Genomic DNA, 14,247 nt, shown 5'->3' with positions numbered 1-14,247 from the left:
ACGCTAAAAATTGCACTAGTTAATTGCGCCATTGTCCGTTCCACTTTACAATATGCGCCTTATTCTGATGTGTGGTGTGTCGGTTATTCGCATACTCCGTCTACTTCTTAACCTAACTAGATTAAAGTTGAATCATGGCTGACTTATCAAAATACAGAAATATTGGTATTTTTGCTCACGTTGATGCGGGTAAAACTACTACCACTGAGCGTATTCTTAAGCTTACCGGTAAAATCCATAAGATCGGTGAAGTTCACGATGGTGAATCTACTACTGACTTCATGGAGCAAGAAGCTGAGCGTGGTATTACCATTCAGTCAGCGGCTGTTACTTGTGAGTGGAACAAGCACCGTCTAAACGTTATTGACACTCCTGGACACGTTGACTTCACTGTTGAAGTATATCGTTCTCTTAAAGTTCTTGATGGTGGTGTTGGTGTATTCTGTGGTTCTGGTGGTGTTGAGCCACAATCAGAAACTAACTGGCGCTATGCGAACGAATCTGAAGTTGCTCGTATCATCTTCGTAAACAAGTTAGACCGTATGGGTGCTGACTTCTTACGCGTTGTTAAGCAAACTAAAGACGTTCTAGCCGCTAACCCATTGGTAATGGTATTGCCAATTGGTATCGAAGACGAATTCAAAGGCGTTGTAGATCTACTTTCTCGCAAAGCTTACGTTTGGGATGAAACTGGACAAGCTGAAAACTACAGCATCGAAGACATTCCAGCTGACATGGTTGACATGGTTGAAGAATACCGTGAGCAACTGATCGAAACGGCTGTTGAGCAAGATGACGATCTAATGGAAGCTTACATGGAAGGTGAAGAGCCTTCTATCGAAGACATCAAGCGTTGTATCCGAACTGGTACTCGTACTATGGCGTTCTTCCCAACATACTGTGGTTCTGCGTTCAAGAACAAAGGTATGCAGCTTCTACTTGACGCTGTTGTTGATTACTTACCAGCTCCACAAGAAGTTGATCCACAGCCTCTAACTGACGAAGAAGGCAACGAGACTGGCGAGCACGCTATCGTTTCTGCTGATGAGCCACTAAAAGCGCTAGCATTCAAAATTATGGATGACCGTTTCGGTGCTCTTACTTTCGTACGTATCTACTCTGGTCGTATCAAGAAGGGTGACACCATTCTTAACAGTGCAACTGGTAAGACTGAGCGTGTTGGCCGTATGGTTGAGATGCAAGCCGATGAGCGTAACGAACTAGATTCAGCTCAAGCGGGTGACATTATCGCTATCGTGGGTATGAAGAACGTGCAAACTGGTCACACTCTATGTGATGTTAAGCACCCATGTACTCTTGAAGCTATGGTATTCCCAGAGCCAGTAATCTCTATCGCTGTATCTCCAAAAGATAAAGGTGGTAGTGAGAAAATGGGTATCGCAATCGGTAAAATGGTTGCAGAAGATCCATCTTTCCGCGTTGAGACTGACGAAGATTCAGGTGAAACCATCCTTAAAGGTATGGGTGAACTTCACTTAGATATTAAAGTTGATATCTTGAAGCGTACTTACGGTGTTGACCTAATCGTTGGTGAGCCACAAGTAGCCTACCGTGAGACTATCACTAAGATCGTTGAAGATTCTTACACTCATAAGAAGCAATCTGGTGGTTCTGGTCAGTTCGGTAAGATCGACTATGTTATCCGTCCAGGTGAGCCAAACTCTGGCTTCACGTTCAGCTCTTCAGTAGTTGGTGGTAACGTACCTAAAGAATTCTGGCCTGCAGTTGAGAAAGGTTTCGCATCTATGATGGAAACTGGTACTGTTGCTGGCTTCCCAGTTCTAGATGTTGAATTAGAGCTAGTTGATGGTGCATTCCACGCCGTTGACTCTTCAGCTATCGCGTTCGAAATCGCGGCTAAAGGTGCATTCCGTCAAACTATGCCAAAAGCTGGCGCACAGCTTCTTGAGCCTGTGATGCACGTTGACGTATTCAGCCCAGAAGACAACGTAGGTGACGTAATCGGTGACCTTAACCGTCGTCGTGGTATGATCAAAGACCAAATGGCTGGCGTAACGGGTGTTCGTATTAAGGCTGACGTACCGCTTTCAGAAATGTTCGGTTACATCGGTTCTCTACGTACAATGACTTCTGGTCGTGGTCAGTTCTCTATGGAGTTCTCACACTACTCAGCATGTCCAGCAAGCGTTGCTGAAAAAGTAATTGCTGACGTTAAAGAAAGAGAAGCAAATAAGTAATTGTTGCTTAATTCTTTAATAAAATAAAAAACCGCTGTCTCATTAATAATGAGTTCAGCGGTTTTTTTATGAATCAAATTTAATCAAACCCTAATCTAATTCAATTGCTTAGCTATTAAGCACCAACTATTATTACAACTAACAGGAAGTCGGGGGATAACAGTTGAGGTTTCGTTATGGCAGTAAATCTAGGACCAAAGGGTGTCCCTTTATGTGATCAGTATGGCAATGAAATCGAACCTGATGTATCAGGTTCACAAACTAACCGTAGCGCGCGTTTACAAGGTGCAGCCAGATTTGAAGGGGAGCAAGTACCTCTCGAACATCCTATCCCCGCTCAGCAAAGCCGACCTGTACCAAGCTCTCTCCTTCCAACTCATAACGCTCATGAACCTTTAGAGCCAACAATCGAAGTGCTTTCCGATAGTGACGATGAGAGTGGCGAAGAAGTTCAAAGCCAAATATCAGGTCTACGAAGTCGATCGGTTTCTAGTGCCTCTTCTACTTCTAACACCTCTGTTGATTCAGATGATTCATTTATGAGAGAGTTTGAACACCTTGAAAAGCCTACACCAGATCCGTCAGCTAATCCTGAGCTAACTCGTAAGCTTGAAAATCTCAGAATGCAAGATGAGTTCGTGAACGCTCAGCATAAAGCTCAAATGTCTAAGGTTCGTAACGATATTGCCCAAAAAGAAGCGGGTTACCGAGTTGGTACTTTATTGTTAAGTGTTGGATTAACAGTGGTTGCGATACCTGTGACTATATTAAGTGCAGGTTTAGCGTCGCCATTATTGGTTATCGCAGTGGGAAATCTTGTGGTGGCCACTAGTGACACCGGTTGTGCTGTATATGATGTTATCAGTCGCAAAAAAGGCGATGATGGTGCGGCCTTACACGGAGATTCACTTGGCACAATACTCCATCGTATTTTTACTAAGTTAAACATTAAAGATGAAGACACTCGTTTAAAGTGGGCAGATAGAATCGCAGCAGGTATTCGAATAGGGTTAGGAGGGGTAACGCTATTAGCCGATACAAATAAGCCTGATATTCCCAATATGATTAAGAAACAAACTTTAACTCCATCAGAACGAGATAGGGTCAAACAATGGGCAAACAATCGTGAATTTGAATTGCATGAGAGAGATGAATTAGAGCTTGATACTGATTCAACTAGAAATGATAACTTACTACGACAGAACTTGAGACGACAACAGGCTGAGCATGAGGCTGAAAGTGACAACGGTTCTGAATCAAGTTCTTCTCACGTAACTTCTCTTTCAGAGTTAAGTTCTTTGCCTGATGAAACTCAGGATGAGTGGCTTCAACGCTGCTTGCAGAATGCAGATATTGAAGAGGATGATGAACTTGATCTTCAAAGGAGTACGACTAACAGTTCTCCCTCAATTGATGCTCATCAAGAAGAGTTAAACCTAAGAGAAGCACAGCGACGTCTAGATGAGTTGAGAAGCTAGAATTTCAAGGCTTTGAAATCAGCCCGAAATAGATTAACTATCTCGGGCTTTTTTGTATGAAATGTAAATTACTTACGTTGACTTTATTTGCTTTACCATCAATTGCAAAGATTGATTACCACGGAATTCATTCACATCTAGGGTGTAGACCAGTTCTACATGTTGAACTTGAAGATCTGGCCATACTTTCAAGTCCACATTAAACGCAATCGCATCAAACATCATGGTGCCGCATACAGACTCTAACACTAACTTTAAGTGTTTTTCTCCCACAATGCGTTGCTGGATAATACGGAATTGCCCATCAAAACATGGCTCTTCAAACTCTTGCCCCCACGGTCCCGCATAGCGGATTAGATTAGCTGTTTCCATTTCCATTAATTGCAGAGGTAATTCGCCATCAGTGAAAATTTCTCCAGTAAGTTGTGCTTGAGTGAGGCGCTCGCTGGATAATTGCTCAAACAGTTTAGCAAAGCGAGGAAAAGCATCAGCTTTAAGAGACAAACCGGCTGCCATGGCATGGCCACCAAATTTGATAATGAGATCGGGGGCAAGATTATTAATATCGGCTAACAGATCTCTCATGTGTAAGCCTTTAATAGAGCGAGCTGAGCCTTTAATTTCACCGTTTTCAGCTTTAGCAAAGGCAATCACGGGGCGATGATAACGATCTTTTATCCGCGACGCTAAAATGCCAATAACGCCTTGATGCCAGTCTTCTTGATAGATAGCGAGTCCAGAAGGTAAGTCATCATCGTTAAGGCTTAATGAAGCTAGCTTTTGCATCGCCTCATGCTGCATGCCAGCTTCCAGTTCACGCCTTTCTTGATTGAGGGAGTCAAGTTTATAAGCCATTTGTCTCGCTTTGTTCATGTCATCACACATTAACAACTCAACGCCTAATGACATTTCATCTAAGCGGCCAGCCGCATTCAAGCGAGGACCAACTGCAAAGCCAAAGTCGCTGGCAACGGCCTTACTTGGATCGCGTTTAGCAATATCCAATAAAGCTGTTATTCCGGGGCGGCATTGACCTGAACGTACCCGTCTTAGGCCTGCTTCAACCAATATTCGATTGTTGGCATCTAATGGCACCACATCGGCTACCGTGCCTAATGCCACAATGTCCAATAAAAAGGTCAGGTTTGGTGGAGCAATATTGTGTTTCTCAAACCATTGACGGCGAACTAACTCAGCTTTAATTGCCGTCATTAAATAAAATGCCACACCGACACCTGCAATGGCTTTACTGGCGAACGGGCAATCAGGCTGATTAGGGTTCACAATAGCTGCGGCTTGAGGTAACTCTTCTCCGGCAAGGTGATGATCGGTTACAACAACAGGAATATCTAACTTATTCGCATGATCAATTCCTGATATGGATGAAATACCATTATCAACGGTTAATAACAGTTCAGAACCTTGTTGATGAGCCAAATCGACAATCTCAGGGCTTAATCCATAACCATAATCAAAACGGTTCGGAATAAGAAAATTGACTTTATAGGCACCCATTGAGCGCAATGCCAACATACACACTGAAGTCGACGTTGCACCATCAGCATCAAAATCACCAATGATAGTGATGAGCTTATTGGTTTCAATGGCATCACTGATGATGCTGGCCGCTTTGGGGAGATCTTTTAGAGTCTCTGGTCGAAGCAATCCTGCTAAGCCTGCTTGACATTGTTCCGCCATTACACCACGGCGTGCATAGAGTTGTTTTAAAAGCGGTGGTAAAGAGTTTGGTAGGTGTGAATCATCGACGGTTGGGCGACGAACAATGGGTTTTATCACAGGGCGCATCTCTTATTTTGGATTATGAAACTGAACTGAGTGTAACAAAAAAGCCACTGTTTGAGTCAGTGGCTTTTAAGACGTCTCTTTAGTGTTAATCAATGATGTTCTATGGTTTGTAGTAAACGCTCAGGTGGTTGATAACCTGGGATAAGCGTACCGTCATCTAACACAACCGCTGGAGTACCATTTACACCAAAGCTTTGTCCAAGCTCATATTGAGCAGCAATATTGGCATGGCAGGTTTTATTTGCTAAATCTTTGCCTGCTTTAGCATCGTCCATCGCTTTTAATGGATCTTTAGAGCACCAAATTGATTTCATTTCTTTGGCAACTGATGAATTTTCGCCTGCACGTGGGAAGGCTAAATAGCGAACAGTTATTCCTAAGTCATTGTATTCTTTCATTTGGCTGTGCATGCGACGGCAGTAACCACAGGTGATATCGGTGAAAACAGTGATTACATGCTTTTCGTCTTTGGCTTTATACACCAGCATGTCTTTTTCAAACTTCTTCAGTTGCTTAACACGAGGTTTGGCTAAAGCGGCTTCGGTCAGGTTTTTCATACGATTATCTAAATCGTACATATTGCCGTGGATAACCTTAGAACCATCATTACTGATATAAAGTACACCACGGTTGGTCATGGTTAGGTATAAACCGTGAACAGGAGAGTCTTGCATGGAGAGTACTTTCAAGCCCAATGTTCCTTCAACTTTTGCTTTAATGGCATTGTCGTCAGGTAATTGGGGGGATTGTGCTGCGGCAAATGCCGAGGTCACCATTAATGCGGTAAACAGTGACATAATACGGGCAAACTTCATGAGGATTCCTATTGGATTAAGTGCTTCGTCTTTTTAGACCGGAATTGTGGGCTAAAAGTTACCGTTAAATGACGGTTAAATCAAATTTTAGCCTCTAGGGTGATGTTCTGCATGCAATTCTTGTAATCTCGCTTTAGCTACATGAGTATAAATTTGAGTGGTAGATAAATCACTGTGCCCTAATAATAGCTGTACGACTCGCAGATCTGCGCCGTTGTTCAACAAATGAGTGGCAAACGCGTGGCGGAGTGTATGAGGCGAAAGCTCAGATTGAATATTGGCTTTAACAGCATAATGTTTAATCCGATGCCAAAACGTTTGGCGGGTCATCTGTCGACCTCGCTTTGACGGAAATAAAACATCAGAACTGGCTGAAGCACTGAGCTCATGTCTTATAAACTTTAAATAATGCTCAAGCTGTTCAGATGCGATTTCTCCAAGTGGAACTAAACGTTCTTTACCACCTTTACCTACGATACGGATAACGCCTTGACGTAAGCTGACTTGCTCTATAGTTAACGACACTAGTTCGGTAACACGCAAGCCGGTTGCATAAAGCAATTCCAGCATCGCTTTATCTCGTGCTTCAATAACATCATCATCGCTTGGTGCGGAAAGTAGTTGATCTACCTCCTCTTCAGTCAAACTTTTTGGGATACGAGCATCGAGTTTAGTTTTGCCTAATAATGCGGTTGGGTCTTTTTCAATTAATTTTTTCTGTAATAAAAATAAGAACAAGCGACGCATTGAACTGCGCATTCTGGCTTGACTACTTTTTGACGTTCCCGTTTCAGCTTTATAAGCAATAAAGTCCTGCAAGTCATTAAGTTGAGCTTTGGTTAAAGATGATTGGCGCTGCTGAAGAAATTTATCAAGATGGCGCAAATCGGTGCGGTAAGCACAAAGTGTATTATCGCTTAAGCCATGAATAGACCAAGTTTCATCTAAAAATTGCTCGATAATGGGATCGGCTTGATAGGAGGTTGGGCTTACCATAAATACAAAAATATGAAAATAATGTTATTCAATTGTACGAACAGGTAAGCCCACTAGCAAGCTTAGGCTTGCTGTGCTTTATGTCTTGGGATTGCGACACATGCAATGATGGTGAAGAACGTTGGGATAACCCATGCCATGCCATCATTAAATAGAGGTAGGAATTGCAATGCACTCATATCAACGCCTGCCGCTTTAAGCCCATCGACAATACCAAACACCAATGCCACGCTTAACACTAGGCGATGGGAAAACTCAGGTCGAGCCAGTTTAGTGGTAACAAAGGTTATGGCTACCAACGCAATAGCAACAGGATAAATCGTGACAAGAACAGGAATACTGATGGAGATTAATTGGCTTAGTCCCACGTTTGCCACTAATGCACAAACCGCACTAAAGAAAATCACCAATGGGCGATAGCTAAAAGCTGGGATCAGTTCTTCAAAAAACTCTGAACACGCCACAATCAAGCCTACCGCTGTGGTTAAACAAGCCAGTGATACTACGGCTGATAATAAGATCGTGCCTAGGCTGCCAAATTGATGGTCAACAAAGTTTGTCAAAATCTGTCCGCCATTAGTCGTACCTTTGGCCAAGTCTCCAGCACTTGTGCCTAAAAAGAAAAGTGAGACATAAACAAAGGCGAGACCTGATGCCGCAATGATAGCTGCTCTAACTAAATACCTAGTTTGTGCTTTAGGATCGCTGACGCCTTTCTTTTTTAGTACATCAATGATCAACATACCAAACATCAAAGAGGCTAGGGTATCCATGGTGTTGTAACCCTCGATGATCCCCTTGGCAAGTGGCTGAGTTGCATAATCGCCAACTGGAGCACTTGGCGCTGAACCTGTGAACATGATGATTGAAATCGCTAATACTACCAATAGGGTTAGCAGCACAGGGGTCAGAACTTTACCAATATTATCGAGTAACTTACCTGGAAAGAGAGCCAACAGCATAGCAATGATAAAGAAACTGAGGGTTGACCACATTTGAGATGCATTCAACTCTAAGCCTGCTATGTGATAAACCGCTGAGGTATGTTCTAAAAATGGTCGAACACCAATTTCGTATGCCACAAGGCCTGTACGAGGTGCGGCAAAAGCAGGACCAATGATAATGTAAATTGCCACAGCTAAGGCTGTAGCTGCAAAGGGTGGCAGCATGCCCATAACATTACCTTTGGAACGAGCCACAGCAATCAAGCCTGAAAGCGGCAGACCAACAGCTGTAATAAGAAAGCCAATCATGGCCCAGCTCATGTTTTCGCCAGCTAACATACCCGCGAATGGAGGGAAAATTAAGTTACCCGCTCCTAAAAAAAAGGCGAATGTCATAAAGCCAAGCCCAAATGTGTCAGTGACACTCATTTGATTATTTTGCACAGCAGACCTCTGTTATTTACAAGATTTTTTGATTTAATAATTATTTTTATTGATAACTTATTCGAAATTAAGTCTGTTGGCTACTGTTTAAAGAAAAGTAGCAACAAGAATGTTAGCTCTAACGTTCACTTTTAGGCACAATACAGCCCAAGATCACACTACTGGCTTACTATTGCCCTAATTTCTGTTTTGTTATGCCATTTACCTTAAAACAATTTCATATAGATGACTCGGGCTGCGGAATGCCTGTAAGTACCGATGCTATTATCTTGGGAGCATGGGCAAACCTTTCACATTCAAACACTGTACTCGATATAGGAACAGGCAGTGGTGTGTTAGCGTTAATGGCTGCTCAGCGCTCAAAGGCTTCCATTGTGGCAGTGGAGTATGATCAAGTGAGCTGCGATGTGGCAAAAAAGAATATTGACGCAAGCCCTTGGCCTGAACGGATCAAGGTTGAGCATATGTGTATTCAAAAATATGCAGAAATTACCAATACCAAATTTGAGCATATCATTTGTAATCCGCCCTATTTTCTAGCTGGCCCTCAAACGACTGATGCTTCTAGAGCCAATGCGCGTCATACCAATACCCTCACGTTTGAACATTTGATCGAAAGCATTCAAAACTTGTTAAGCAAAAATGGCAGTGCAAGTTTGATTTTGCCCTGTGAAGTTGAGGTCAATTTTTTAAAGACATTATCGACGAGTTCAATAAAGGTCAGTAAACGTGTACAAGTCATTCCAGTAAGAGAGAAAACGGCAAGGAGGTTATTACTTGAGCTTAATTTTGTAGGTGGTTCAGTATTAGAAGAAAGCTTGATATTAAGAGAGCGTGATAATACTTACACTGAGGAAATGATAGCCCTTACAAAGGATTTCTATTTAAATCTATAAATTGCATTTACCGTAAAAGAACAGTAGCTTGGTTTTGAATATGGCTTTTTTTACAAGGAAAGTTGTTATGAAAACCAAACTCTTACTCAGTTTTATCATCATGCTTGGCGTATTGGCCTACGATGTCTTTATTACTGGTGCTACTTATCTTGATTTACGCAAACTCTTTATCGTTTTTTCCATTGCTTACATCTTGCTAGTGATATCAGGTTCATTTAATTGGTCTTCCAGCTCAAAAAAATCAAGCTCCAGTGGTGCAGACGGTGGTGGCTCCAGTTGGGGAGATGGAGGTGACAGCAGTGGCTGCGGAGGTGGCGGAGATTGATTTTAATCCTAATATTTCTAAATTGTTACAAATTGTAATCAGAGTGTATGTTTTACTGTTCATTTCTAGGTAGTAGCTGGTAGGATTCTGGGCTAATTGTTGTAACCCTTCGCAAGGAACCGCGATGAGTCTTACCAAAGTCAGTACCGAGAATATCGCAGGAACCATTGTCGCTGTATTGCTTATAGCCGTATTTGGCTTGATTGCCATTTCTAAACTTCCAATTCAGTTGTTACCTGATATCCAACAGCCGCAAATTTCGGTGATGAATAACTGGCGTTCGGCTGCGCCTCAAGAGATGGAGTCGAACATTATTGAGCCTCAAGAAAATGTGCTCAAACGTGTTACTGGTGTTATTGAAGTTAACTCACATATCTCCCAAGGTTTTGGCATAGTGACCCTCACTTTTGAAGTAGGTACCAACATGCAAGAGGCGATGATCAACGTGATTAATGCGTTAAATCAAACACCTCCCAGACCATTGGATGCGATGGAGCCGTTCATTAATGTCGGTGGTGGTGGAGGAGGTGCTCCGGGAATGGCTTCTTTGCTGATCCGCACCGCTCCTGATAACCCCAATCAAGATTTCACTCAATATCAAAAACTTATTGATGATGTGGTTGAACCTAGGCTTCGCCAAATTCAAGGTATTGCCAATGTGCAGTTAGCGGGACGTTTGCCAAAAGAGTTACACATCAATTTTGATCCTTATCGAGCGGCGGCGTTAGGAATAACACTGGATCAATTTCGACGTGTCTTACTCCGCGCTTCTGATGTCTCAGGTGGTACGGCTAATGTCGGGCGCAGGCAATACACGGTGAGATTTATCGGTCAATACCATCCTGAGAACTTAGGAGAACTGATTTTAAGCTATAACAACGGTCGCCCGATTTATTTAAATGAAGTTGCAGATGTTGAAATATCCAACGCTGAACAACAAGGCTTTACTAAACGAAATGGTTATTCAGCCTATTACATTACACTTGAGGGAACGTTTGATGCCAATACAGTGAATGTACTTGAAGGCGTTAATAAAGCCATTAACGAATTGAATTCTGGGGCGTTGAAAGACGCTGGTTTGGTGATGGATTTATCTTTTGATGCCTCCATCCATATCAAACGTGCTATTGCTTTGGTGCAGAGCAACATAGTGATTGGGGTCGTTTTGGCCTTAGTCATTTTGTTCGGTTTTTTAAGAAGTTTTCCTGCCACTTTGATGATTGCATCCACCATCCCAGTGGCCTTGTTGATCGCTTTTATTGCATTGGAGAGCTTAGGACGAACTTTAAATGTGATTTCGTTAGCGGGATTGGCTTTTGCGGTCGGATTGGTGCTTGATGCCGCGATTATTGTGCAAGAAAATATTGTGCGCTTACTTCAACAAGGTCGTTCCCTCAAACAAGCGGTGTTGGAAGGGACAGGGCAAGTCAAAGGTGCACTATTAGCCTCAACAGCAACTACAGTTGCTATTTTCTTACCGATTTTATTTATGACTGGCGTCGAAGGGCAGCTGTTTTCCGATTTAGCTTTAACCCTCTCGGTTGCGGTTGTTTCGTCTTTCATTAGCTCTATCACTTTACTGCCTGTTTTCAGCTTACTTTGGCTGAAGCTAGCACCTACAGAGCAAGCTCAAGTACAGGCCAACGTTTGGGATAAGTTAACGGCGTTTATTCAACGTATTACAGGTAATAGAAAGTTAGCGCTATTGTGGTGTGCCGCCCTGATACTGGGCGCAAGCGTTTTAACAGCGGTATTAATGCCGCGACCTGACTTCTTACCGCAAGCCAAATCTGATGCGATTGCTACCTTTTTCTCATTACCTCCGGGTGCCAATATCAAAGTGTTAGAAAAGGAATTTGGCTCAATCATGACAGAGCGACTGAAGCCTTATTATGAGAAAAAACAGCAGCCCTACATAAAGGGGTATAACTTTTCAGTTTTCAACTCGTTTAACGCTTTATTCATTTATCTTGAAGATCCAAGTCGCGTTGACGAAATGATGCAATTACTGAAAACCGAGTTGTTAAAAGACTTACCCGATACGCAAGCTTTTACCAATCGAGGAACATTGCTGCAATTCGGTATCAATGGCGGGCGAGCGATTAATGTCGATTTATTGGGGGCTGATACTGAAGCCTTGATGGAAACGGCTCGAAATGGCATGACACATATTACTGACGCGTTACCCGGAGCAGTAGTTCGACCCATTCCGGGACTCTCGTTAGCTCAACCTGAGTTACAGTTGGTGCCAGATGAACGTCGACTTGCACAAGCGGGGATTGATAGGAGTCAATTAGCCAATGCGGTTCGCGCTTATACATCAGGGTTATTTGTGGGGGAATATTTTGATGGAAACGAGCGTATGGATGTGTTGCTCAAAGGTCCTAAATGGCAAGTACCCGAACAATTAGCGGCAACGCCTATTTATACCCATGAAGCAGGGATCCAAACCATCGGTGAATTGACGGATATTCAAAGAACGGTGGGTCCGACTCAGCTGCAACGAGTTAATGGCAATCGCAGTGTGAGTTTACTCATTTTCCCGCCTGCGGATATGTCTCTTGATGAAGCGTTAGAGCAAATTACATCGAAAGCATTGCCCAAAATAAAAGCCGATTTACCTGAAAATAGCTCAGTTCAATTTAGAGGAAGCTCTGATAAATTAAAGCAAGCCATTGAGCAAATGAGTGTTAACTTTGCCCTTGCTGTGATGATTTTATTTTTGTTGATGGCGGCCATGTTTAAATCGGTAAAGGACAGTTTATTGGTATTACTGTCTATGCCATTGGCGGTGTGTGGTGGTGTGATTAGCTTGCGTCTATTAAACCTATTGAGTTTCCAAAGCCTCGACTTACTCACTATGATAGGCTTTATTATTCTCCTTGGTCTCGTGGTGAATAATGCCATTTTGTTGGTGGTTCAAACACGTCAAGGTACACGAAATGGACTTGATATTGATGCGGCCATTGCACAAGCGGTGCGCACTCGATCCAGACCTGTGTATATGAGTACCTTAACTTCGATTTTTGGCATGCTACCTCTAATGCTGGTGCCAGGTGTGGGAAGTGAAATTTATCGCGGATTAGCGGCGGTGATTGTAGGAGGCATGACCTTTAGTGCCTTATTTACCTTGATTTTAATGCCGAGTTTATTGCGATTAACGCATGGATTGGAATTCAACCGTCTTTCTTCAGGTATCACGAGTTTCACAAGGAATGAAGTATGAAAGTTTTAACCTCTATATTCATTGCATTATTTTTCTCTTTAACGGTTTTGACTTCATACGCAAGCGAAGAGCCCCGTCTGGTCAGTGTTGTTGAAGTTCAAAACCGACCATTATCACCAAAAGTGAATGTGATTGGCTCAGTACATTCTCGTCAAAGTGCTGAGCTTACTTCAGGTGTCGATGGACGCATAGAATGGGTACAAGAAGCGGGAACTAACGTTAAAGAAGGTGAGGTGGTTGCTCGACTTGAAAAGACACGTTTATTACTCGCAAAAGAGAAACAACAAGCGCAAATTCAACACAGTAAGGTGTCTCACCAAAGGTTGATCAGAGAGTTTAATCGACTTAAAGCCTTGAGAAAAAGCCAGCATGTGTCTGAAGCTCAAATTGATGAAGCCCAATCGCAGCGGGATTTGGCTAAAGCAAATCTCACCTTAGCGAAAGTACGCTTAAAAGAGATTAATGATGAACTCAATCGTACTGATGTCAAAGCACCTTTTTCTGGGATCATCACTCAGCGTTATCATCAAAAGGGCGAAGATATTGGACGTGCTAAAGCCATTGTCGCTATTACCGACCCTGAACATTTAGAAATTCGACTGCATGCACCTCTCAAGCACAGCAAGCGAGTCAGAGTGGGGGATGTCCTTAAGGTATATCACAGTGAAGGAGAGTTTTCGGCTTCGATCAGAAGTTTAATTCCGGTATCGGATGTTCGTTCACAAACCTTTGAAATCCGTTTAAACCTTCCATTGGGGATTGAAGATAATTTTAGTGTTGGTGAGCTGATTTCATTAGCCTTACCGATAGCACCGCAAACATTGACAACATTGGTACCGAGAGATGCGGTTGTTTTGCGTTCAAAAGGTGCTTTTGTATTTAAGATCAATGAGCAAGACAAGGCCATAAAGGTCAAGGTTGAATTAGGTGATGGCGACGGAGATTGGATTGCGGTGAAAGGTGATATCTATAATAAAGACCGAGTTGTGATCCGAGGTGCTGAAACCCTGCAAGATGGGCAATTGGTTAATGCGAAGGTGGAGCGAAAGCAATCAACCTAAATAAAGGCTCACTGTAAGATATGGTACTTGTCATAAA

At 42.7% G+C, this 14,247-nt stretch carries 10 protein-coding genes; 6 read left to right on the top strand and 4 right to left on the bottom strand.

Going from position 1 to position 14,247, the window contains the following annotated elements; translation table 11 throughout:
• Window positions 1-134 precede the first annotated feature (134 nt).
• Both fusA and D5018_RS10370 read left to right on the top strand, forming a co-directional pair.
• On the top strand, window positions 135-2,219 hold the full coding sequence (gene fusA / locus D5018_RS10375; RefSeq protein ID WP_121838935.1) for an elongation factor G: 2,085 nt from the start codon (window positions 135-137) through the stop codon (window positions 2,217-2,219).
• 176 nt (window positions 2,220-2,395) lie between these two features.
• Window positions 2,396-3,697 (top strand): hypothetical protein, encoded by a 1,302-nt coding sequence (locus D5018_RS10370; protein WP_121838934.1) that lies wholly within the window; start codon window positions 2,396-2,398, stop codon window positions 3,695-3,697.
• 72 nt (window positions 3,698-3,769) lie between these two features.
• On the opposite strand, the gene recJ is transcribed toward D5018_RS10370, so the two are convergent.
• The 4 genes from recJ to brnQ all read right to left on the bottom strand — a co-directional run bounded on the left by recJ (window position 3,770) and on the right by brnQ (window position 8,702).
• Entirely contained in the window at window positions 3,770-5,494 is a 1,725-nt protein-coding gene (gene recJ / locus D5018_RS10365) for a single-stranded-DNA-specific exonuclease RecJ (protein WP_121838965.1), read from the bottom strand.
• Window positions 5,495-5,592: 98 nt separating this feature from the next.
• Entirely contained in the window at window positions 5,593-6,318 is a 726-nt protein-coding gene (gene dsbC / locus D5018_RS10360) for a bifunctional protein-disulfide isomerase/oxidoreductase DsbC (protein ID WP_121838933.1), read from the bottom strand.
• An 87-nt stretch (window positions 6,319-6,405) separates the two neighbouring features.
• Window positions 6,406-7,314, bottom strand: coding sequence for a site-specific tyrosine recombinase XerD (gene xerD / locus D5018_RS10355; RefSeq protein ID WP_121838932.1), 909 nt, complete (start codon window positions 7,312-7,314; stop codon window positions 6,406-6,408).
• Window positions 7,315-7,376: 62 nt separating this feature from the next.
• Window positions 7,377-8,702 (bottom strand): branched-chain amino acid transport system II carrier protein, encoded by a 1,326-nt coding sequence (brnQ, locus tag D5018_RS10350; RefSeq protein ID WP_243637421.1) that lies wholly within the window; start codon window positions 8,700-8,702, stop codon window positions 7,377-7,379.
• A 194-nt stretch (window positions 8,703-8,896) separates the two neighbouring features.
• On the opposite strand from brnQ, the gene D5018_RS10345 reads away from it, so the two are divergent.
• From D5018_RS10345 to D5018_RS10330, 4 genes are all read left to right on the top strand, one after another.
• The gene (locus D5018_RS10345) at window positions 8,897-9,598 is read left to right on the top strand and encodes a tRNA1(Val) (adenine(37)-N6)-methyltransferase (RefSeq protein ID WP_121838931.1); all 702 of its coding nucleotides are present in this window, start codon (window positions 8,897-8,899) and stop codon (window positions 9,596-9,598) included.
• Between the two features lie 67 nt (window positions 9,599-9,665).
• On the top strand, window positions 9,666-9,923 hold the full coding sequence (locus tag D5018_RS10340) for a hypothetical protein (RefSeq protein WP_121838930.1): 258 nt from the start codon (window positions 9,666-9,668) through the stop codon (window positions 9,921-9,923).
• Window positions 9,924-10,047: 124 nt separating this feature from the next.
• Window positions 10,048-13,149: an efflux RND transporter permease subunit gene (locus tag D5018_RS10335; protein ID WP_121838929.1), complete on the top strand. Its 3,102-nt coding sequence runs from the start codon at window positions 10,048-10,050 to the stop codon at window positions 13,147-13,149.
• Complete coding sequence (locus D5018_RS10330) at window positions 13,146-14,210, top strand: efflux RND transporter periplasmic adaptor subunit (RefSeq protein ID WP_121838928.1); 1,065 nt, start codon at window positions 13,146-13,148, stop codon at window positions 14,208-14,210. Before D5018_RS10335 ends, D5018_RS10330 begins: the two co-directional genes overlap by 4 nt.
• Window positions 14,211-14,247 lie beyond the last annotated feature (37 nt).

The sequence above is a fragment of the Parashewanella curva genome (assembly GCF_003675895.1).
Taxonomy (GTDB): Bacteria; Pseudomonadota; Gammaproteobacteria; order Enterobacterales; family Shewanellaceae; genus Parashewanella; species Parashewanella curva.
Note: the sequence above shows the minus strand (reverse complement) of the source record. Positions and strands in the feature narration are given on the sequence as shown.